The organism is Cellulosimicrobium sp. NPDC055967, from assembly GCF_042269845.1.
Taxonomy (GTDB): Bacteria; Actinomycetota; Actinomycetes; order Actinomycetales; family Cellulomonadaceae; genus Cellulosimicrobium.
The window spans coordinates 146,838-167,205 of the sequence record NZ_JBHJYJ010000010.1 but is presented as its reverse complement, the minus strand read 5'-3'; the positions used below and the strand labels follow the sequence as shown (position 1 = coordinate 167,205).

Below are 20,368 nucleotides of genomic sequence, written 5' to 3'. Positions count from 1 at the left end.
CACCCGCTTCACCAAACGCGCCGCCTACTACCGCTCCGAACTCACCATCGCCGCGATCATCCTCTGGCTCCGCGATTCACCGGACACGCCCTAGGTCCCCTCGAGGTCCCGCGGCGACGACCCGCCCGCGGCCCAGGCGCTGGCCGCACGCTCCGCCGGGGTCGTGCCGATCGCGACGCGTGCGCCCGGGTCGCCGAGGAAGCCGCGCAGCACGGCGGCGTCGGACGCCGGCCGGGCGCTCCGGACCGTCACCTCCGCCGGAGGATCGCCCAGGACCTGGAGGACGAGCCGTCGCCGGCCGGCCGGGTCGACGCCCGTCAGGTCCTCCCACGGCACGGTCCGCACGTGGTCGACGCGGGCCTGGCGCGCGCGGACGCCGTCCGCCGTCAGGACGAGGACCGGCTGCCGGAGCACGAGGCCGACGGAGCCGAGCAGCAGCGCGAGCGCCCCGAGCGCCAGCACGGCCCCGACGACCGCCTCGACGACGACGGGCGCGCAGCCCCGGGAGGACAGGCAGGGGTCCTGCCGCGCCGTCCAGCCGTCGACCGCCGCGACGGCGGTCGCGCCGCGCAGCACCAGCACCGAGGCCACAGCGAGCCCGAGGCCCAGCACGAGGACCACGACCCGCCCCCCGCTCGGGCGCAGGCGCGCGGACCCGACGAGCTCGCGCCCGCGCGTCCGCCACCGGCACCCGGGCGTCACGACCCGGACCTACAGCCGCACACCCAGGAGCGCGTTGACCGCGCGGGCGACCACGCCGGGCGCGCCCTCGACGTCCGCGGACGTGTCGCGCCCGGGACGCAGCGACTCCGCCGCCCACGCGTCGACGGCCGCGAGCGCCGCGGGCGCGTCGAGGTCGTCGGCGAGCGCGGCGCGCACGGCGGCGAGGGTCGCGGTGGCGTCGGGACCACCGTTGCCGGAGACGGCGTCGCGCCAGGTCTCCAGGCGGCGCACGCCGGCGGGCAGGTCGTCGTCAGTCCACTCCCACTCGCCGCGGTAGTGGTGCGCGAGCAGCGCGAGGCGGATCGCCATGGGGTCGACGCCCGTGGCCCGCAGCTTCGAGACGAGCACGAGGTTGCCGCGCGACTTGCTCATCTTCTCGCCGTCGTAGGCGACGAGGCCGGCGTGGACGTGGGCGCGGGGCGCGCCGCCGCCCGAGAGCATGCGGTCGTGCGAGGACGACATCTCGTGGTGGGGGAAGAGCAGGTCCGCTCCCCCGCCCTGCACGTCGAACGGCAGGCCGAGCCCGTCGCGCGAGATGACGGCGCACTCCACGTGCCAGCCCGGTCGACCGGTGCCGAGCGCGCCGCCGTCCCACGCGGGCTCGCCCGGACGCTCGCGGCGCCACAGGAGCGGGTCGAGCGCGTCCTTCTTGCCCTCGCGGTCGGGGTCGCCCCCGCGCTCGGCGAAGAGGTGCTGCATGACGTCGCGCGCGAGGCGCGAGACCGACCCGAACGCGGGGTCGGCCGACAGGTCGGCGTAGACGTCGCCGAGCCCCGGGTCGGTCCCGCCCGCGCCGGGCTCGACCGGCACGCGGTAGGCGAGCCCGGCGTCGAGGAGCTCGGTGACCGCCTCGACGACGGCAGGGATCGTCTCGACCGCGCCCTCGTAGACGTCCGGCGGGACGACGCCGAGCGCCGTCATGTCCTCGGCGAAGAGCGCCGTCTGGTCGACGGCGAGCGCGCGCCAGTCGACGCCCGTCGCGGCGGCGCGCTCGAGCAGCGGGTCGTCGACGTCGGTGACGTTCGACGCGTACCGCACGCGCTGGCCGGCGTCCGTCCACGCGCGCACGAGCAGGTCGAACGCGATGTAGGTGGCCGCGTGGCCGATGTGGGTCGCGTCGTACGGCGTGATGCCGCACACGTAGAGGGTGGCGTCCTCGCCCGAGGCCGCGACGACGAGCTCGCGGGTCGTCGAGTCGTGCACCCGGACCGGGAGGCCTCGTCCGGGGAGCTCGGGGATCTGCGGGGCGGGCCAGCTGTGCACGCGTCAACCTTAGCCGCCGGGACGTCGGCGCCGGACCGTCGTCCGGAAGGCGGGCGCCGCGCGCACGGGGCACGGACGACGCACGTCGGCCGCACCGACGGCGATCCCCCGCGCGCCCGGGCAGGTCCGTGCCGGGCGCGGGACAATGCGGACGTGACGAAGCCCACCGAACCCCGCGTCGACCCCCCGCGGGACGGGTCGAGCGCGAGCGGTCCGCTGCTCGACGGCGTGCAGGTCCTGGCGGCGTGGACCGTGGACCCGGGCGCGGCCGGGATGCGCGAGGCCGACCCCGGCGCGCTCGGGGACGCGCGCACCGAGCACGACGCGGCTCGCGACCCCGAGGACGGCGCCCGCCGGGCCGCGCGGGGACCGGCCACGTGGGCGCGGGTCGCCGACCTCGACTCCGTGCTCGACGCGGCGGCCCGGGTCTCGACAGGCCCCGGCCCGACGCGCCACGAGCTGTCCCGGCACGCGCACCACCCGCTGGCGCACGTGCGCCGCCTCGCGCCCGACTGGCTCCTGCTCGTCACACCGACGGCGTGGTTCACGGAGGCGGACCGCCAGGTGCGCACCGGCCAGTTCGCCGCGCTGCTCGGACCGGGGGCCGTCGTCACCGCCGAGGAGGGGGACGCCGACGTGCACGCGACCATGCTCGACAAGCTCGCCGCACCGGGCGACCCGCGGGGCACACCCGTCCAGCGGATCGTGTCCGCCGCCGTCCTGGCGATCGTGGGCGGGGCGTCGCAGGTCGAGCTCGGCCTGGGCGACGCGGTCGCGGACACGGAGCGGGTCGTGTTCGACCAGCAGCGCGAGGACCCGGTCGAGCGCATCTACGACCTCAAGCGCGAGATCACCGAGGCGCGGCGTGCGCTCATGCCCGTCTCGGCGGAGCTGCCGGAGCTGCTCGACCCCGACGTCCCGGACCACCTCGCGGTGAACCGGCGCATGCTCGAGCGCGTGGTGACGACCGTCGAGCGGATCGACCGCCACCTCGACGCGCACGACGACCTGCTCTCGGACATGCTGCAGGTCCACATGTCCCAGGTGTCGGTGCGCCAGAACGAGGACATGCGCAAGATCTCGGCCTGGGCCGCGATGCTCGTCTACCCCACGATCGTCGCGGGGGTCTACGGCATGAACTTCCGGAACATGCCCGAGCTGCACTGGGCGTTCGGCTACCCGTTCGCGCTCGCGCTCATGGCGGTCGGCTGCCTCGTGCTCTACCGCGTGTTCAAGCGGGTCGGCTGGCTCTGACCGCGGGTCACGGGGTGGACGCGGCGGTCCCGCCGGGCTCGAGCACGCCGGTGAGCAGGAGCAGCACGACGAGCGCGGCGAGCACCAGGCGGTAGACCACGAACGGCGTGTAGCTGAAGGTCGAGACGATCTTGAGGAACGCGATGATGACGAAGTAGCCGACGACGAACGCGACGAGCGTGGCGATGAGGGTCGCGCCCGCGCCGGGCGCGCCGGGGGCCGGCTCGTCCGCGGACTTGAAGAGCTGGTAGAACCCCGAGCCCATGACCGCGGGGATCGCGAGGAGGAACGAGTAGCGCGCCGCGGCCTCGCGGGTGAAGCCCATGAGGAGGCCCGCCGTGATCGTGCCGCCGGACCGGGAGACGCCCGGGACGAGCGCGAGCGCCTGCGCGAAGCCGAACGCGACGGCCTGGCCGGGCGAGAGCTCGCGCAGCGTGCGCCGCTTGGCGCCGATCCGGTCCGCCCAGCCGAGCAGGAGCGCGAAGACGGCGAGCATGAGCGCGGTGAGGTAGAGGTTGCGGAACGTGTTCTCGATCGCGTCCTGGAAGAGCAGGCCGAGCACGACGATCGGGACGGAGCCCAGGGCGATGTACCAGGCCATCGCGGCGTCGTGGTCGTGCTGGCCGAGGCGCGCCTTCCAGTCCGTCCCGTGGTCGCCGCGCACCGAGCGCCACCACGCCGCGCAGATCCGCGCGATGTCGCGCCGGAAGTACAGGAGGACCGCCGTCTCGGTCCCGATCTGGGTGATCGCCGTGAAGGCGGCCCCCGGGTCCTGCGAGCCGATGAGCTCGCCCACGATGCGCAGGTGCGCGCTCGAGGAGATCGGGAGGAACTCGGTCAGGCCCTGGACGAGGCCGAGGAGGACGGCTTCCCACGCGTTCACGAGCGGCCACGATACCCGCTCCGGCAGGCCCCTCCGGCACCTCGTCGGCGGGTCGGCGCCCCCGGATGAACGCCGGGCGACGAGCGCGTGAACACCGTCCCGCGGACCTGGTCGGCGGGCCCGGAGGGACGGGTGAACCTCGCCGCTCGTGGCGTCCGTCGCGCGCCCCGGCGGTCGCGCGGCGGGGTCCGCCGGTACCCTCGGCTCCCATGGAACACCGCCACCTCGGCAGCACCGGCCTGCGCGTGTCCGAGCTCGGCCTCGGCACCATGACGTGGGCTCGGGACACGGACGAGCTCGACGCCGCCGAGCAGCTGCGCGACTTCGTCGACGCGGGCGGGACCCTCGTCGACACCGCCGCCTCGTACGCCGACGGGGACGCCGAGTCCCTGCTCGGGTCGATCCTGGGGACGAAGGTCGACCGGCGCGACGTGCTCCTGTGCACCAAGGCGGGCGTGCGCCGCACGGCGCAGGGACCGGTCGTCGACGCGTCCCGCGGGGCGCTCCTCGACTCGCTGGACGACTCGCTGTCGCGCCTGGGCACCGACCACGTCGACCTGTTCCTCGTGCACGCGCCCGACCCGCGCACGCCGTTCACCGAGACGCTCTCCGCGCTGCGCCACGCCGTGACGTCCGGCCGGGCACGGTACGTCGGGCTGTCCAACCACCCCGCGTGGGCGACGGCGCGCGCCGCGACGCTGCTCGGCGGTGCGGACGACGTGGGCCTCGCCGCGGTCGAGCTCGAGTACTCGCTGCTCCAGCGCGGCGCGGAACGGGAGGTCGTGCCGGCCGCCGAGGCGCTCGGGCTCGGCCTGCTCGCCTGGTCGCCGCTGGGCCGGGGCGTGCTCACGGGCAAGTACCGCCGCTCGCTCCCCGCGGACTCGCGCGGCGCGTCCCCGCACCTGTCCGGGTTCGTCGAGCCCTACCTGGACCAGTCCTCCTCGGGGATCGTCGAGGCCGTCGTCACCGCGGCCGACGGTCTCGGCCGCGCCCCGCTCGACGTCGCGCTGTCGTGGCTCCTGGGTCGCCCCACGGTGGCGAGCGCGATCGTCGGCGCCCGGACTCCGGCCCAGCTGCGCACGTCGCTCGCCGCGACCGACCTCGAGCTCCCCGACGCCGTCCGCGCGGCGCTCGACGACGTGAGCGACCTGGAGGTCGGCTACCCCGAGCGGTGGTGACGACGGCGCGTCAGCGCGCGCCGTCGGTCTCCAGCTCGCCGGTCAGGACGTCGTCGTCGAGGGTGTCGTCGAGGTCGTCGAGCGCGTCCTCGTCCTCCTCGTCGTCGTCCTCGTCCTCGTCCTCGTCGTCCTCCTCCGCGAGGTAGAACGGCGTCGCCTCCCCGTGGACCTGGCCGAGGGCCTCGTCGTAGACCTCGAAGGCGTCCGCGAGCACGTAGTAGGCGTCGTCGACGGCGGGGTCGTCCTCCCCGCGGCGTGCGGCGACGGCGTTGTAGTGGGCCTCGAGCGCGGCGATGAACCGGTCGAGCGCGGCACGCGGGTCAGCGGTCATACCCTGACGGTAGCGCCGAGAGGGGCACAATGGCACTCGTTAGTCGGGCAGGTTCTCCCGCCCGGCCGACGACCGAGACAGGCGAGAGAGGACGGTGGCGCGTGGAGGAGAGGCCGACGTCACGCCGGCGGTCCGGATGGGCCGCGAACGGCGGGCAGTACGAGTACCGCGTCCTGACGATCGACCGCTCCACGAGCCGGTCGGACGCGAGCAGGCTGCTCACGGACGAGGCCGAGTACGGGCGCTGGGAGCTCGCCCGGACGCGGCTGTACGTCGGGGGCGAGCGCCGCGTCTGGCTGCGTCGCAAGATCATCCGCGTCAGCTCGACCCTGTGAGCCCGGCCCCGTGAGCGGTCCCGGCCGCGGGGACGGCGCCGAGGGCGCCCCACCGGGCGTCTTCACCACGTCGCGCGCGGACGCGCCCCCGGGGTTCTTCGACTGCGAGGCCGCGGGGCTCTCCTGGCTCGCTGTCGCGGGCGGGCCCCGCGTCGCCCGGGTCCTCGACGTGAGCCCGACACGCCTCGACCTCGAACGCGTGCTGCCCGCCGCGCCGACGCCCGGGGCGGCGCACGCGTTCGGCCGGGCGCTCGCCGTCGTGCACGACGCCGGGGCACCGTCCTGGGGCGCGGCGCCGCCCGGCTGGTCGGGCGACGCGTTCTTCGGCCCCCTCGACGACCCGCTGCCGATGCCGACCGGCTCCTGGCCCGACTGGCCGACCTTCTACGCCGAGGCGCGGCTGCTCCCGGTCGCGCGCCAGGGCCGTGACCGCGGAGCGCTCGACGCCGACGACGCGCGCCTCCTCGAACGGCTGGGAGAACGCCTCGCGGACCTCGCGCGGCCCGCGCTCGACGACTCGCCCGCGCGCGTGCACGGCGACCTGTGGTCGGGCAACGTGCTGTGGTCCCCGCACGACCCCGGCCCGGAAGGAGTCGCGGACGGCGTCGAGGCCGTCCTGATCGACCCCGCCGCGCACGGCGGGCACCGCGAGGCCGACCTGGCGATGCTCGCGCTGTTCGGCGCGCCGTTCCTCGACGAGATCGTGGCCGGGTACGACGCCGTCCACCCGCTCGCGCGCGGGTGGCGCCACCGGGTCGCGCTGCACCAGGTCTACCCGGTCGCGGTGCACGCCGTGCTCTTCGGCGGCGGCTACCGCGCACAGCTGCGCTCGTCGGTCCGGGCGCTGCTCGGCGACTCCTGACAGCGCGCGCGGCTCGGCCTCAGCAGGTGCGCAGCAGGCGGTCCAGCACGCGCACGCCGAACCGCAGCGAGTCCACGGGCACGCGCTCGTCGACCCCGTGGAACATGCCGGAGAAGTCGAGGTCCGCCGGGAGGCGCAGCGGCGCGAAGCCGTAGCCCGTGATGCCCAGGCGCGCGAGCGACTTGTTGTCCGTGCCGCCCGAGAGCGTGTACGGCAGGACGGTCGCCTCCGGGTCCTCGGCGAGGAGCGAGTCGACCATCGCGTCGACGAGGTCGCCCTCGAACGGCACCTCGAGCGCGATGTCACGGTGGATCTCCTCGACCCGCACGTGGTCGCCCGCGAGCGCGCGCAGCGTCTCGAACCCCTCGTCCTCGTGCCCGGGCAGCAGGCGCGCGTCGATCGCCGCCTCCGCCCGGCCCGGGATGACGTTCGCCTTGTACCCGGCCGTGAGCTGCGTCGGGTTGGACGTGTGGCGCACGGTCGCCCCGACGAACCGCGACGCCGGGCCGAGCGCGGCGACGAGGGCCGCGACCGACGACGGGTCCTCCGGGTCGTACCGGAGCCCGGTGAGGTCCGCGACGCCGCGCAGCAGCTTGTCGACCGTCGGGGTGAGCGTGTTGGGCCAGTGGTGGGCCCCGATGCGCGCGACCGCCTCCGCGAGCCGCGTCACCGCGTTGTCCTCGTTCACCTGGGACCCGTGACCCGCCCGGCCCTCCGCGACGAGGCGCAGCCACGCGATGCCCTTCTCCGCCGTCTGCAGCAGGTACGCGCGCCGGCCCCCGACCTCGACCGAGAAGCCGCCGACCTCGCTGATCGCCTCCGTCGCGCCCTCGAACAGCTCGGGCCGGTGGTCGACGGCGTAGCGCGCCCCGTACTCGCCGCCCGCCTCCTCGTCGGCGAAGAACGCGACGACGATATCGCGCGCGGGCTTGCGTCCCTCGCGCGCCATCTGCCGCACGACCGCGAGGATCATCGCGTCCATGTCCTTCATGTCGACGGCGCCGCGGCCCCACAGCAGGCCGTCGATCTCCTCGCCCGCGAACGGGTCGACCGACCAGTCCGCCGCCTGTGCCGGCACCACGTCGAGGTGGCCGTGCAGCACGAGCGCCGGCCGGGTCGGGTCCGCGCCCTCGAGGCGCACGACGACGCTCGCCCGTCCGGGCTCCGACTCGAACAGCTCCGGCTCGAGCCCGACCTCGTGCAGCAGCCCCATGACATACTCGGCCGCGCGCCGCTCCCCCGGGCCCGTCCCGTCGCCGAAGTTGGACGTGTCGATGCGCAGCAGCTCCCGGCAGATCCGCACGACCTCGTCCTCGGCTCGCGGCACCGTGCCGGAAGGGGCGTCGACGGTCGCCGGGGTGCGGGTGCTGGCCGGGGATTCCGGGTGCGGAGCGGTCATGACCACACGCTACCCGTCGCGGTCGCCTGCCGAGCATGCGGTGGTAGATCGTCCGGCGCCCGGACCGGGTCGCGACCGCATGCTCGGCCCGGGCGGGGTCAGTGGCCTCCGTGCGGGTCCGGGGCGAGGCGGCGAGGGCCGGTGCCGTCGCCCGGGAGCGCGTCCGCGTCGTGGTCGGGGTGGGTGACGCCGTCGGGCACGTCGATGCGGGACGGCGCCTGCTCGCCCGGGGCGACGACGACGAGCTGGCCCATCATGCCCTGGTCCTCGTGCGTGAGGAGGTGGCAGTGGAACATGTACGGGGTGCTCGGGTCGGTCGTCCCCTCGGACGCCTCGAACCGGACGAGCAGGCGCGTGACGCGGCCGGGCTGGACGTAGACGGTGTCCTGCCAGCCGCTCAGGTCAGGCGTGGGTGGTTCGCCGCCGACGTCGAGGACGCGGAACTGGACGTCGTGGACGTGGAAGTTGTGCGGGGTGTCGTCGAGCCCGGTGACCTCCCAGACCTCGGTCTCCCCCACGGTCACGACCTCGTCGACGCGGGACATGTCCATCGAGCGGCCGTTGATGGACCGGCCGGAGAGCCGGAACGTGCGGGTCCGGACCGCGTCGGCCTCGTCGAGCATGTCGGCCGGGTCGGTGCCGAGGGCGTCGGGCACGGCCGGGCTCGGCGCGAGCGTGCCGGCGGCGCGCAGCTCGAGGAGGTCGAAGGTGTCGTCGCCGCCCGAGAACCGCTCGAAGAGCGGGTTGACGCCGAGCTCGGGCGGGAAGCTGCGCAGGACGGCGCGCTGCCCCGGGGCCATGGTCACGACGACCTCCGCCCGGTCGCCCGGGGAGAGACGCACGCGCTCGACCGTGCGCGGGGCGGGGAGCAGCCCGCCGTCGGTCCCGACGAGCTGGACCGCGCCGCCGTCGGCGAGGCCGACGTCATAGACGCGGGAGTCGGAGCCGTTGAGCAGGCGCAGGCGGACGCGCTCGGTCGTGACGTCGAGGTAGGGCCCGGGGGTGCCGTTGACGAGCACGGTGTCGCCGAGCGTGCCGACCGGTGAGAGGAACGAGGCGGCGTCGTCGAGCCGCCCGTCGGCGTGGAAGCTCTTGTCCTGGAGGATGACGGGGACGTCGTCGACACCGTACTCGTGCGGCAGGTCGGCAGCAGGGCCGTCGGCGGCGGCCGGGTCGTCGAGGAGGAACATCCCGGCGAGCCCCCGGTACACCTGGCTCGCGGTCCGCCCGTGCAGGTGCGGGTGGTACCAGAGGGTCGCGGCGGGCTGGTCGATCGTCCACGTGGGCGACCACGTCTCTCCGGGCTCGACCACCTGGTGCGGGCCGCCGTCCATCGCGGGCGGCAGGTGCATGCCGTGCCAGTGGAGCGTCGTGGTCTCGTCGAGCGCGTTCGTCACGTCGACGCGCACGCGCTCGCCGCGCGCGGCCCGCAGGGTGGGGCCGAGGTAGTCGCCGTTCAGGCCGATCGTCGGGGTGGGCGCGGCGGCGCCGAGGTCCGCGACGCCCGCGCGCGCCTCGAGCTCGAAGACGCGCACGCCGTCCTCGACCCGGGACTCCGCGAGCGGCGGGACGGCGAGCGGTCGCGTGAACTCCACGGCTCCCGCCGTGCTGGTCGCGGCACGCGCCCACGCGACGCCCACGACCGCGACGACCGCCCCGACGAACAGGACCACGACGAGCCCGAGCACGACGAGGACGCGCGCGAGCGGGCTGCGCCGCCGTCGCGGGGGCCGTCCGGGCGATCCGGCAGGCGCCCCGGGGTGCGGCGGGACGGCGGGCGGCGGGGTGGTGGTCGTGGTCGTCATCGGGTCTTCTCCAGGGTGGACGACGGCGGTCGGCGGGTGCGGGTCGACGGCGGCACGGCGGTGCGGGCGACGCTGTCGACGCTAGGGACCGGGCGGTGCCGGGCGCGTCCGCTCGGAAGCGTGCGCGGGCCCGGAACCGACCCCGAGCGCACGGGGGCACGGCTCGGGGTGGTGCCGGGTCGGGCGGTGCGGGTCGGGAGACGTCGGAGAGGTGCGGGTCGGTCGGGGTCCGGAAGGGGTCGGGGCGGGGCCGGCAGCCGGCCTCAGCGGCGTCGGGCCGCGAGGAGCCCGAGCGCCACGGCTCCTGCGAGCGCCCCCCAGACCGCGTTGGTGAGCAGCATCGGGACGATCGCGATGGGGTGCGCGACGGGTCCCTGCAGCTCCCCGGTGAGGATCGGCGACAGCACCGCGCTGAGCACCAGCGCGAGCACGCCGTAGGCGAGCCCGACGGCCACGCCGGTCGCGAACGGGTGCGCAGGGCGGGCGACGACGATCGCGATGATCCACACGACCGTGAGCAAGAGGGTCGTGAGCAGGGGCGCGGCGGGTCGGCCGATCGCGTCGTCGAGGCCTGTGACGCTCAGGAGCGGTCGGACGAGCGCGAGCGCACCGAGCCCGAGGACGAGGGGCCAGCTCAGCGAGCGGACGGTCTCGCCGAGCGTGGGTCGGGCCGCAGGAGCCGGCGCCTCCGACCGTCCGGGAGGGACGGCGGGACCGGGCGGGACCGGGCCGCCCGGTGGGACGGACGAGGCGGGCGGGGTCGGGCGGTCCGGTGCGGGGCCGGGGGTCGGGTTCATGCCGTCGACGCTAGAGATCGGCATCGCCTCGCCGCGTCCGCCCCGGCGCGCGGCGCGATGCGCCGTCCCGCGCCCCGCGCCTACGCGTCTCGACGTAGTCGACCCTGATGCGGACCCGCCCTGCGACGGACGCGCGTCGGAGTGCGTCTTCCTAGACTCGATGGTCGTGACGTCCCCCGACCTCCCGCACGAGCGGCCCGCCGGGTCGCCGCCCGCGACCCGGGCGGCGCGCCCGTCGCCGCCGCCGTGGCTCATCGACGCCCTGCTGGGGTTCGCGGTGTTCGACGTCGTCGCGTTCGCCATCGCGGCCGACGTCGGCGGCACGCGTGCCGACCCGTGGGTCGCGTACCCGATCGCCCTGGTGCTGGGGCTGCTCGTCCTCGGCCGGCGCCGCTTCCCCGTCGGGGTCCTCGTCGCGACCGCGCTCGTGATCTGTGCGTACTACACGCTCGACCTGCCCGCGATCGGGCTCGCGCTGCCCGTCTCGGTCGCGCTGTACTCGGCGGCCGTCGCGGGCCGGCTCGGGTGGGCCGTCGGTGTCGCGGCGGCGCTCGTCGTCGCCTCGACGTACTTCCGGCTCGCCGAGGGCGACGACGTCCGGTTCGTCGTCGGGTACGAGCTCGCGACCACCGTCGCGCTCATGGCCGCCGCGATCGCGCTCGGTCACGGCGCGTTCGCCCGTCGGCAGCGCGACGAGCAGCGGCGGCACGCGGACGCGCTGCTGCAGCAGACCCGCGAGCTCGAGGCGGCCGACCGCCTCGCGCGCGATCGCGAGGCCGTCGCCCGCGACCTGCACGACGTCGTCGGGCACCGCCTCGCCGTCGTGTCCCTGCACGCGGGCGTCGCGCGCGAAGCGCTCGACGACGTGGGACGCGCCGACGGCGCCGGGCGGGAGGACGCGCTCGCGTCGGCGCGCGCCGAGCTCGACCTCGTACGCACGTCGGCGACGGCCGCGCTGACGGACCTGCGCGCGACCGTGCGCTCGCTGCGGGGTCCGTACGGGCCGGCGGGCGTCGCGGAGCAGGCCCGCCTCGACCGGCTCGGCGAGCTCGCCCGCACGGCGCGGGCGGCAGGCCTCGAGGTCACGCTGGACGTCGACCTGCCCGCGGGCACGGCGGACGGCAGCGCGGCGGGCGCGGCGGTGTTCCGCGTCGTGCAGGAGGGGCTGACCAACGTGCTGCGGCACGCCAGGGCGCGCGCCGCCGTCGTGCGCGTGACGCTGGAGCCCGCGACCGGGACGCCCGGCGACGTGCTCGCGGTCGAGGTGCGCGACGACGGTCGCGGCGCACCGGGCGGCACCCCGGACCGGGAGGGGTTCGGCCTGCGCGGGCTGCGCGAGCGGGTCGCCGTGCTGGGCGGCACCGTCACGACCGACGCGCCCGACGGCGGCGGCTTCCGCCTGCGCGCCCTGGTCCCGGTCGGCGCGGCCGGCCCCGCACCGGCGCCGGCCGGGGCACCGGGGAGCGAGGCCGCGGGCGGAGGCCCCGCGTGATCCGCGTCGTGCTGGTCGACGACCAGCCCCTCGTGCGAACGGGCATCCGCGCGCTGCTCGAGCGTGCGGACGACGTCGAGGTCGTCGGCGAGGCCGCCGACGGTCGCGATGGCGTGGCGCTCGCGCGCCGGGCGAGGCCCGACGTCGTGCTCATGGACCTGCAGATGCCCGTCCTCGACGGGGTCGAGGCGACGCGGCAGATCGTCGCGGGCGCCAGCGGCACCGAGACGCCGATCGCGGGCGACGGGACGACCGGCCACCGCCCGGACGGTCCCCGCGTCGTCGTGCTCACGACGTTCGACGACGACGCGAACCTCTTCGCGGCGCTGCGTGCCGGGGCGTCGGGCTTCCTGCTCAAGGACGCGAGCCCGGACGAGCTGCGCGCCGCGGTGCGCACCGCCGCCGCGGGCGACGCGCTGCTCTCCCCCGCGGTGACGGCGCGCGTCGTCGCGCAGGCGGTCGACGCCGGGCGGCGGGACGACGCGCTCGCCGCCGCCGTCGCGGAGCAGCTCACGGACCGCGAGCGCGAGGTGCTCGCGCACGTCGGGCGCGGGCTGACCAACGACGAGATCGGCGCGGCGCTGTTCATGAGCCCGGCGACGGCCCGCACCCACGTGGGCCGCGTCCTCGCCAAGCTGGGCGTGCGGGACCGGGCCGGCCTCGTCGTCGTCGCGTACGAGACCGGCCTGGTCCGCCCCGGCACGCCGCCGAGGTAGAGGCGCGGTCATGACCACGCCCCTACCTCGCGCTACCAGGCACCTACCTCGCGGTACCGGGGCTCTCCCTCGGCGGGACGGGTCCTCGGGTCAGGCATCGAGGCCGCGGCGCGCGAGGAGCGGCGCGATGTCGGCGTCGCGGCCGCGCAGCTCGCGGAACGACTGCAGCGGGTCCTGCGAGCCGCCGCGCGCGAGCAGGACGCGGCGGAAGCGCTCGCCGTTCTCACGCGTAAGGCCGCCGTTCTCGCGGTACCACTCGACCGTGTCCGCGTCGAGCACCTCGGACCAGATGTAGGAGTAGTACCCGGCCGCGTACCCGCCGCCGAACACGTGGTTGTAGTACGTGGTCCGGTAGCGCGGCGGGACGGGCGCGAACGCCACGCCGGCCGCCTCCAGCGCCGCGGCCTCGAACGGCACGACGTCGGCCTCGGACGCCGGCACGGCGTCGGGCCCGACCTGGTGCCACGCCTGGTCGAGCAGCGCCGCCGCGAGGTACTCGGTCGTCCCGAATCCCTCGTTGAACTGCCGCGAGGCGCGCATCGTGTCCACCCACTCGGCGGGCATCGGCTCGCCCGTCACGTGGTGCACCGCGTAGGAGCGCAGGACCGACGGCTCCCACGCCCACATCTCGTTGACCTGCGACGGGTACTCGACGAAGTCCCGCGGCACCTCCGTGCCGGACTGCGACGGGTAGCGCACGTCGGAGAACAACCCGTGCAGCGCGTGCCCGAACTCGTGGAAGAGCGTGATGACCTCGTCCCACACGAGCAGCGTGGGCTGTCCGGCCGGCGGCTTGACGATGTTGAGGTTGTTCACGACGACCGGCTTCTGGCCGAGCAGGTGGTTCTGGTCGACGAGGTTGTTCATCCAGGCACCGCCGCGCTTGGACTCGCGCGTGTACCAGTCGGCGAGGAACAGGCCGAGCCCCTGACCCGGCTCCCCCGGCGTCTCGCTGTCGAAGACCTCGAAGACGCGCACGTCCGGGTGGTAGCCGACGAGGTCGTGCCGCTCGGCGAAGGAGACGCCGAACAGGCGGTTCGCGGCCAGGAACACGCCGTCGTGCACGACGCGCTCGAGCTCGAGGTACGGGCGCAGCAGGGCGTCGTCGAGCGCGTAGCGGTCCTTGCGCACGCGCTCGGCGTAGAACGACCAGTCGGACGCGCGCAGCGTCGCGCCCGGCTCGTCGGCCCGCAGCGCCGTCTCGAGGTCGGCCGCCTCGCGGCGCGCGTTCGCGACGGCGGCGGGAGCGAGCCGGTCGAGCATCGCGTTCACGGCCTCGGTCGTCTTCGCGGTCGCGTCCTCGGCGACGTACGCGGCGTGGTGCTCGTAGCCGAGCAGGCGCGCGCGCTCGGCGCGCAGGCGCACGGTCTCCAGCACGATCTCGCGCGTGTCGTGGTCGTCACCCGTCGCGCCGCGCGACTCCGACGCCTGCTGGACGCGCTCGCGGACGTCGTGGCGCGCGAGCGACGCGAGGACGCCCTGCTGGGTGGGGAGCTGCATCTCCAGCAGCCACGCCCCCTCGCGGCCGCGCGCGGCGGCGGCAGCCGCCGCGCCCGCGACCGCGTCCTCGGCGAGGCCGTCGAGCTCGGCGCGGTCCGTGACGAGCACGCTCGCCGCGTTGGCCCCCGCGAGCAGCTTGCGGCCGAACGCGGCCTCCAGCGTGGTGAGGCGGCCGTTGAGCTCGCGCAGGCGCGCCTGCTGCTCCGCGTCGAGCTCGACGCCGGAGCGGCGGAACCGGACGAGCAGCGTGTGCAGCAGCCACGCGGCGTCCGGGTCGAGGATCTGCTCGCCGGCGTCGACGGCGTCCTGCAGGGCGCGGGCACGCCCGTAGAGGCGCGCGTCCATGTAGATCGCGTCGTGGTGCGCGGCGAGCTCGGGCGCGAACTCCTCCTCGATCTGCTCCAGTCCCGGCGTCGCGTCGGCCGAGAGCTGGTTGTAGAACGCGTTGAGCACGCGCGCGAGGTCGCGGCCCGACCGCTCCAGCGCCTCGAGGACGGTGACGGCGGTCGGGGGCGCGTCGTCGGTCGCGACGGCCTCGATCGCCGCGCGCTGGGCCGCGGTCGCCGCACGCAGCGCGGGCAGGTAGTGCTCCTCGCGGATCGCGTCGTAGTCGGGCAGCTCGTACGGCAGCGCGGAGGGCGCGGCGAACGGGTTGGCGGGATCGAGGTCGATCAGGCCGGAGGTGACAGCGGGCGCGGAGGTGGGCGCGGGCGCGTCGGTGCGCGTCGTGGGCTCGGAGGTCATGGTGCCCATCCTCACCCCACGGACGGGCGCGACGGAAACGGATTCGCGGAGCTCCCGGTGGCCAGCCGGGCGCTCCGCGCGTCAGGCCCTGCGACCCGACGACGGCGCGTCCGCCGGCCAGGGCTCGGCCGGCTCGCGCGCGTCGTCGGGCAGGAGCGTGCCGAGCCACGCGTCGCGACGCTCGCCGCGCTGGAGCGCGAACCCGCGCACCGTGCCCTCGACCCGGAAGCCGAGCCGCCAGGCGGTGCGCCGCGACGGCCAGTTGCCGACGTACGCCTGCCAGAAGAGCCGCGCGAGCCCCCCGCCCTCCGGGTCGAACGCCCAGTCGACGACGAGCCGGCCCGCCGCGGTCATGAGGCCGCGGCCCCGCGCCTCGGGAGCCGTCCAGTAGCCGATCTCGGCCGACCGCCGGCCCTCGGGCGCGTCGTCGAGGCTCAACCCGATCATCCCGAGGAGGGGACCCACGCCGTCGGGGCCGGGGATGCCCGAACGCCCCACGCTCTCGCGCACGCCCCAGGTGAGGACGTCGCCGCGCTCCCAGCCCGGTCCCACGTACTCCGACACGAACTGCGCCGCGTCCTCGCGCGCGTACGGGGACGGGACGACCGTCCAGGCGGCGACCTCGGGGTCCTGGCACGCGGCCGTGATCGCGTCGACGTCGTCGAGGGTCGGGGTGGACAGGTGGACGTGGCCGTCGTCGAGGGCGAAGGGGTGCACCGCCCGAGCCTGGCACGTCCCGCCGCGCGACGTCACCCGGATTGCCGACGGCCGTCGCCCGCGACGCCGCTCCGGCGCCCCGCGGGCGGCGTCAGGCGCGCAGGGCGTCCTCCGCGGGCGTCCACGGCAGGCCGTGCGCGGCGGCGACCGCCTCGTTGAGGAGCGCGCCGCGGTGGGTGGACGCCCCCGACCGGAGGATCGGGACGTCCCGCACCGCCTCGACCCCGCCGTCCGCGAGCGCCGCGAGGTAGGGCAGCGTCGCGCTCGTGAGGGCGAGCGTGCTCGTCACGGGGACCGCGCCGGGCATGTTCGCGACGCAGTAGAACGTCGTGCCGTGCACCGCGAACGTCGGGTCGTCGTGCGTGGTGGGCCGCGACCCCTCGAAGCAGCCGCCCTGGTCGACGGCGACGTCGACGAGCACGGCGCCGGGGCGCATGCGCGCGACGAGGTCGTCGGTGACGAGGCGCGGGGCGCGCGCCCCCGCGACGAGCACGGCCCCGACGACGAGGTCGGCCTCCAGCACCTCGCGCTCGATCGCGTACGCGCTCGACACGACGGTGCGCACGTGCCCGGAGAACTCCTGGTCGACGGCGCGCAGCACGGGCAGCGACAGGTCGACCACGGTCACCTCGGCGCGCATGCCCACCGCGACCTCGGCGGCGTTGCGCCCCGCGGTCCCGCCCCCGAGCACGACGACCCGCCCGGGCCGCGTGCCCGGCACGCCGCCGAGCAGGACGCCGCGACCTCCCGCGGGCCGCTGCAGGAGCCAGGCGCCGACCTGGGTGGCCATGCGCCCGGCGACCTCGCTCATGGGCGCCAGCAGCGGGAGCGTGCCGTCGGGGGCCTGCGCCGTCTCGTACGCGACGGACGTCGTGCCCGCGTCGAGCAGGGCGCGCGTGCAGTCGCCGTCCGCCGCGAGGTGGAGGTAGGCGAAGAGCAGGAGGTCGTCGCGCAGGAGCGGGTACTCGCTCGCGACCGGCTCCTTGACCTTGCAGACGAGATCGGCCTCGGCCCAGAGCTCGTCCGCGGTCGGCACGACCCGCGCGCCCGCGTCCGCGAACTCCGCGTCGGACAGGTGGGAGCCGACGCCGGCCCCGGACTGGACGAGCACGTCGTGCCCGGCCCGCACGAGGTGGTGGGCGCCGGCGGGGGTGAGCGCGACGCGGTCCTCGTGGTTCTTGACCTCGGTGGGTATGCCGATCCTCATGGTCCAGTGTGGTCGCACCACCCCGTCGCGCGCAGGGTGGCGGGATCTTGTCGGAGAGTGTCCTTCCTGCCGCTCGTCCCGCGAGCGGCCCGCCGCCAGGGTGGGCGCGTGGACACGACGGCACCTCTCGCGGCGCCGCGCGCCGCCCCCGACCCCGACCCCGCGGCGGCGAGCGACGCCTCCCAGTCCGGGCACGCGCCGTCGGGCACGCTGGGGCTCGCGCGCGGCAGCGCGCTGTACGTGGCGAGCGTGCTCGGGACGGGCGTGCTCGCGCTGCCGGGGCTCGCCACGCGCGTCGCCGGCCCCGCGTCCGTCCTCGCCGTCGCCCTGGTGCTCGTCGCCAGCGTGCCGCTCGCGGGCACCTTCGCGGCGCTCGCCGCCCGCCACCCGGACCGGGGCGGCGTCGCGAGCGCGGTGCGCGTCGCGCTCGGCCCGACGGCGGCCCGCGCCACGGGCTACTGGTTCTACCTCGGGGTGTGCGTCGGCGTGCCCGTCGTGGCGGTGCTCGGCGCGGAGTACGTCGTCGCGGTCGTGGGGGCGGACCGAGCGACCGTACCGGTCGTGGCCGTCGCGCTCGTCGTCGTGCCGGCCGTCGCCGTGGGGCTCGGCGTCCGCGTGGCGGGCGCCGTCCAGCTCGGGCTCACGTCCCTGCTGCTCGCCGCCGTCGTCACGGTCGTCGCCGTGGCGGCGCCCGCGGCGAGCGCCGAGCGGTTCACGCCGTTCCTCAGCGAGGGGTGGTCCGGCGTCGGCTCCGCGGTGAGCCTGTTCGTGTGGGCGTTCGCGGGCTGGGAGGTGGGCACGAACGTCTCGGCCGACTTCCGCGACCCGCGCCGCACCATCCCCGCCGCGACCGGGATCGCGCTGGTCGTGGTCGGCGTCGCCTACCTCGCCCTGCAGGTCGCCACGGTCGGCGTGCTCGGCACCGGGGCCGGCTCCGGAACCGTCGCGCTGCTCGACCTCGCGCGCACCGGCGCGCCGGCCGCGGGGCCCGTGGTCGTCGGCGTCGTGGCGGCGATCGTCACGTCCGGCGTGCTCACCGCCTACCTCGCGGCCTTCGCGAACCTGGGCCAGGCGCTCGCGCGCGACGGCGACCTGCCGCGCCCGCTCGCCGCGCTCTCCGGCCGCGCGGGCGTCCCGCGGCGCGCGCTCGCCGTCACCCTCGCTCTCAGCGCGGGCTACCTCGCCGTGCTCGTCGCCACCGGCCTCGACCTCGAGCCCTTCGTCCGCGTGCACACGAGCTGCATGGTGGCGGTGTACGCGCTCGGGATGCTCGCCGCCCTGCGGCTGCTCCCCCGCCGCACCGTCGGCCGGTGGCTCGCCGCCGTCGCGACCGTCCTCACCGGCGCCCTGCTCGTCCTCGCCGGCGCCTCGCTCGTCGCCCCGGCGGTCCTCGCCGTCGCCGCCGTCGCGGTCACGCTCGCGCGGCGCCGGCACGCCACCCCCTGAGCACGCCGTCGCCCCCCACGAGGATCGCCCTCCCGGGCCGTTCCCCCGCGCCACGCCGTCCGCTACGGTCGACGGCATGCCCACGTGGACGGACCCGGGCCCGGTGGAGTTCGACGCCGTCGTGATCGGCGCCGGGACGCGCTCGGGAGCGTTCGTCGCGCTCCCGTACGACGCCGTCGACCTGTTCGGCACGCGCGGCCGGGTCCCCGTGGTCGCGGAGGTGGACGACGTGCGCTACCACGCCTCGCTCGTCGCCTACGGCGGCCCGCACCTGCTCGCCGTCCTCCGGTCGGTGCGCACCGCGACCGGCAAGGGCGTCGGGGACACCGTGCACGTCGCGGTCCGCCTCGCCGCGGAGGTCTCGGCCGTCCCCCGGTGAGGCGCGCGCCGCCCGACCCGGCGGGTCGTCGTGCTGTGTCAGCCGGCGCCGTCCTCCACCGTGCGGTCCGACGATCCGGGCACGGCGTCGCCGAGCGCGATCTCCTTCGCCGTCGGCAGGTCCTCCTCCATGGGCGGGTCCTTGTGCCGCAGGTGCGAGAACACCGACCAGGCGACGGCGACGAGCGGCACGGACACGACCGCACCGAGGATCCCCGCGAGTAGCGTCCCCGCCGTCACCGCGATCGCGACGACGACCGGGTGCAGCGAGACCTGCTTGCCCATGACGAGCGGCTGCAGGATGTGGCCCTCGAACTGCCCGATGAGCGCGATGCCGATCGTCACGACGAGCGCGATGACGATGCCCTTGGCGGCGAGCGCGACGATGGCCGCGATGATCATGGCGAGGGGCGCGCCGATGATCGGGATGAACGCCCCGATGAAGACGAGCACCGCGAGCGGCGCGGCGAGCGGCACGCCCAGGAACCCCAGGAAGATGCCCGCGAGGATGCCGTCGACGAGGGCGATGATCACGGTCCCCCGGGCGTAGCCGGAGAACGTGTACCAGCCCGCGCCGCCCGCGACCTTCCAGCTGTCGCGCGAGCGCGACGGGAGCTGGTTGAGGAACCAGGTCCACATGTCCTTGCCCTTGGCGAGGAAGAAGACCGTGCAGAAGATCGCGAGGGCGATCGCGGCGAACGCCTCGAAGACCGACCCGGCGCTCGCGGCCGCCTGGCTCGCGATGTCCCCACCGTGCTCGGTGAGCCACTGCCGGCCGTTCTCGATCCAGCCGTTGACGTCGTCCGCGGTGATCGTCACCGGCAACGGGCCGTTCTCGAGGAACTCCAGGATCTGGTCGATGCCGTTGCTGAACTGGTCCGCGAGGCTCTGCCACTGGCCCGCGACCGACGTGATGACGTACGTCAGCAGACCCGCGATGAACAGCAGCGCGGACAGGATCGCGAGCCCCGTGGCCAGACCCCGCGGCATGATCCTCGCGTAGAAGTCCGTGACCGGCCGCAGGACCGACGTGATGACGAGCGCCAGGAAGACGGCCACGAACACCAGCTGCACCTGCGCGGTGGCGAAGAAGATGAGCGCGACGGCCGCGACGATCATGAGCAGGCGCCACGACCAGCCCGCCGTCGTGCGCAGCCACGCGGGCACCGACTCGTCGTACCCGACCACCGACGGGTTGCGCCGCGCCCCCGCCACCTTGCGCGCCGCGCTCGACGCCCCCGCGAGGTGCTTCACCGACGCCGCCGCGCGATCCGAGCCGGAGCCCGGCCGCGCGGTCGGCGCCGCTGCCGCCGGTCGCTGCTCGTCCGTCACACGTGC

The 20,368-nt window shown here is 75.9% G+C and carries 19 protein-coding genes; 8 read left to right on the top strand and 11 right to left on the bottom strand.

Annotation, left to right across the window (positions count from 1 at the left end; all coding sequences use genetic code 11):
- Nucleotides 1–90 precede the first annotated feature (90 nt).
- Together ACFC2L_RS14345 and mshC are read right to left on the bottom strand one after the other, a co-directional pair.
- On the bottom strand, nt 91–702 hold the full coding sequence (locus tag ACFC2L_RS14345) for a hypothetical protein (protein ID WP_375824954.1): 612 nt from the start codon (nt 700–702) through the stop codon (nt 91–93).
- Nucleotides 703–711: 9 nt separating this feature from the next.
- On the bottom strand, nt 712–1,986 hold the full coding sequence (mshC, locus tag ACFC2L_RS14340; protein ID WP_375824953.1) for a cysteine--1-D-myo-inosityl 2-amino-2-deoxy-alpha-D-glucopyranoside ligase: 1,275 nt from the start codon (nt 1,984–1,986) through the stop codon (nt 712–714).
- Between the two features lie 153 nt (nt 1,987–2,139).
- On the opposite strand from mshC, the gene ACFC2L_RS14335 reads away from it, so the two are divergent.
- Entirely contained in the window at nt 2,140–3,240 is a 1,101-nt protein-coding gene (locus tag ACFC2L_RS14335) for a magnesium and cobalt transport protein CorA (RefSeq protein WP_375824952.1), read from the top strand.
- 7 nt (nt 3,241–3,247) lie between these two features.
- Here ACFC2L_RS14335 and ACFC2L_RS14330 read toward each other — a convergent pair whose 3' ends face one another.
- Complete coding sequence (locus ACFC2L_RS14330) at nt 3,248–4,123, bottom strand: undecaprenyl-diphosphate phosphatase (protein ID WP_375824951.1); 876 nt, start codon at nt 4,121–4,123, stop codon at nt 3,248–3,250.
- A 209-nt stretch (nt 4,124–4,332) separates the two neighbouring features.
- Between ACFC2L_RS14330 and ACFC2L_RS14325 the strand changes: the two genes are divergently transcribed.
- Nucleotides 4,333–5,301 (top strand): aldo/keto reductase, encoded by a 969-nt coding sequence (locus ACFC2L_RS14325; protein ID WP_253049752.1) that lies wholly within the window; start codon nt 4,333–4,335, stop codon nt 5,299–5,301.
- A 10-nt stretch (nt 5,302–5,311) separates the two neighbouring features.
- Here ACFC2L_RS14325 and ACFC2L_RS14320 read toward each other — a convergent pair whose 3' ends face one another.
- Nucleotides 5,312–5,632: a primosomal protein gene (locus ACFC2L_RS14320; RefSeq protein WP_253049754.1), complete on the bottom strand. Its 321-nt coding sequence runs from the start codon at nt 5,630–5,632 to the stop codon at nt 5,312–5,314.
- A gap of 101 nt (nt 5,633–5,733) precedes the next feature.
- On the opposite strand from ACFC2L_RS14320, the gene ACFC2L_RS14315 reads away from it, so the two are divergent.
- A complete protein-coding gene (locus ACFC2L_RS14315; RefSeq protein WP_375824950.1) occupies nt 5,734–5,967 on the top strand; it encodes a DUF5703 family protein in 234 nt (77 codons plus the stop codon).
- Between the two features lie 10 nt (nt 5,968–5,977).
- Nucleotides 5,978–6,829 (top strand): fructosamine kinase family protein, encoded by an 852-nt coding sequence (locus tag ACFC2L_RS14310; RefSeq protein WP_375824949.1) that lies wholly within the window; start codon nt 5,978–5,980, stop codon nt 6,827–6,829.
- A gap of 19 nt (nt 6,830–6,848) precedes the next feature.
- Here ACFC2L_RS14310 and ACFC2L_RS14305 read toward each other — a convergent pair whose 3' ends face one another.
- The 3 genes from ACFC2L_RS14305 to ACFC2L_RS14295 form a co-directional block, all read right to left on the bottom strand.
- Nucleotides 6,849–8,228, bottom strand: a complete 1,380-nt coding sequence (locus tag ACFC2L_RS14305; RefSeq protein WP_375824948.1) for a M20/M25/M40 family metallo-hydrolase — start codon at nt 8,226–8,228, stop codon at nt 6,849–6,851.
- A gap of 98 nt (nt 8,229–8,326) precedes the next feature.
- Entirely contained in the window at nt 8,327–10,033 is a 1,707-nt protein-coding gene (locus ACFC2L_RS14300) for a multicopper oxidase family protein (protein WP_375824947.1), read from the bottom strand.
- 263 nt (nt 10,034–10,296) lie between these two features.
- Nucleotides 10,297–10,830 carry a hypothetical protein gene (locus tag ACFC2L_RS14295; RefSeq protein WP_375824946.1) on the bottom strand — a complete coding sequence of 178 codons (534 nt, stop codon included), beginning with the start codon at nt 10,828–10,830 and terminating at the stop codon, nt 10,297–10,299.
- A gap of 166 nt (nt 10,831–10,996) precedes the next feature.
- On the opposite strand from ACFC2L_RS14295, the gene ACFC2L_RS14290 reads away from it, so the two are divergent.
- Both ACFC2L_RS14290 and ACFC2L_RS14285 read left to right on the top strand, forming a co-directional pair.
- Complete coding sequence (locus tag ACFC2L_RS14290) at nt 10,997–12,322, top strand: sensor histidine kinase (RefSeq protein WP_375824945.1); 1,326 nt, start codon at nt 10,997–10,999, stop codon at nt 12,320–12,322.
- A complete protein-coding gene (locus tag ACFC2L_RS14285) occupies nt 12,319–13,038 on the top strand; it encodes a response regulator (protein ID WP_375824944.1) in 720 nt (239 codons plus the stop codon). Before ACFC2L_RS14290 ends, ACFC2L_RS14285 begins: the two co-directional genes overlap by 4 nt.
- A 90-nt stretch (nt 13,039–13,128) precedes the next feature.
- Here ACFC2L_RS14285 and ACFC2L_RS14280 read toward each other — a convergent pair whose 3' ends face one another.
- From ACFC2L_RS14280 to ald, 3 genes are all read right to left on the bottom strand, one after another.
- The gene (locus ACFC2L_RS14280) at nt 13,129–15,291 is read right to left on the bottom strand and encodes a M3 family metallopeptidase (RefSeq protein ID WP_375824943.1); all 2,163 of its coding nucleotides are present in this window, start codon (nt 15,289–15,291) and stop codon (nt 13,129–13,131) included.
- Between the two features lie 72 nt (nt 15,292–15,363).
- Nucleotides 15,364–15,999 carry a GNAT family N-acetyltransferase gene (locus ACFC2L_RS14275; RefSeq protein ID WP_375824942.1) on the bottom strand — a complete coding sequence of 212 codons (636 nt, stop codon included), beginning with the start codon at nt 15,997–15,999 and terminating at the stop codon, nt 15,364–15,366.
- Between the two features lie 91 nt (nt 16,000–16,090).
- Complete coding sequence (gene ald / locus ACFC2L_RS14270) at nt 16,091–17,206, bottom strand: alanine dehydrogenase (protein WP_375824941.1); 1,116 nt, start codon at nt 17,204–17,206, stop codon at nt 16,091–16,093.
- A 108-nt stretch (nt 17,207–17,314) separates the two neighbouring features.
- On the opposite strand from ald, the gene ACFC2L_RS14265 reads away from it, so the two are divergent.
- Nucleotides 17,315–18,652 carry an APC family permease gene (locus ACFC2L_RS14265; protein WP_375824940.1) on the top strand — a complete coding sequence of 446 codons (1,338 nt, stop codon included), beginning with the start codon at nt 17,315–17,317 and terminating at the stop codon, nt 18,650–18,652.
- A gap of 76 nt (nt 18,653–18,728) precedes the next feature.
- Nucleotides 18,729–19,031, top strand: coding sequence for a DUF1905 domain-containing protein (locus tag ACFC2L_RS14260; RefSeq protein ID WP_375824939.1), 303 nt, complete (start codon nt 18,729–18,731; stop codon nt 19,029–19,031).
- A gap of 38 nt (nt 19,032–19,069) precedes the next feature.
- On the opposite strand, the gene ACFC2L_RS14255 is transcribed toward ACFC2L_RS14260, so the two are convergent.
- On the bottom strand, nt 19,070–20,362 hold the full coding sequence (locus ACFC2L_RS14255) for an AI-2E family transporter (RefSeq protein ID WP_375824938.1): 1,293 nt from the start codon (nt 20,360–20,362) through the stop codon (nt 19,070–19,072).
- Nucleotides 20,363–20,368 lie beyond the last annotated feature (6 nt).

What these genes read in the sequence shown, in the direction of transcription:
- ACFC2L_RS14325 (WP_253049752.1), top strand. Translation starts at nt 4,333, where the DNA reads ATGGAACACCGCCACCTCGGCAGCACCGGCCTGCGCGTGTCCGAGCTC.
- ACFC2L_RS14320 (WP_253049754.1), bottom strand. Translation starts at nt 5,632, where the DNA reads ATGACCGCTGACCCGCGTGCCGCGCTCGACCGGTTCATCGCCGCGCTC.
- ACFC2L_RS14305 (WP_375824948.1), bottom strand. Translation starts at nt 8,228, where the DNA reads ATGACCGCTCCGCACCCGGAATCCCCGGCCAGCACCCGCACCCCGGCG.
- ACFC2L_RS14300 (WP_375824947.1), bottom strand. Translation starts at nt 10,033, where the DNA reads ATGACGACCACGACCACCACCCCGCCGCCCGCCGTCCCGCCGCACCCC.
- ACFC2L_RS14295 (WP_375824946.1), bottom strand. Translation starts at nt 10,830, where the DNA reads ATGAACCCGACCCCCGGCCCCGCACCGGACCGCCCGACCCCGCCCGCC.
- ACFC2L_RS14280 (WP_375824943.1), bottom strand. Translation starts at nt 15,291, where the DNA reads ATGGGCACCATGACCTCCGAGCCCACGACGCGCACCGACGCGCCCGCG.
- ald (WP_375824941.1), bottom strand. Translation starts at nt 17,206, where the DNA reads ATGAGGATCGGCATACCCACCGAGGTCAAGAACCACGAGGACCGCGTC.
- ACFC2L_RS14260 (WP_375824939.1), top strand. Translation starts at nt 18,729, where the DNA reads ATGCCCACGTGGACGGACCCGGGCCCGGTGGAGTTCGACGCCGTCGTG.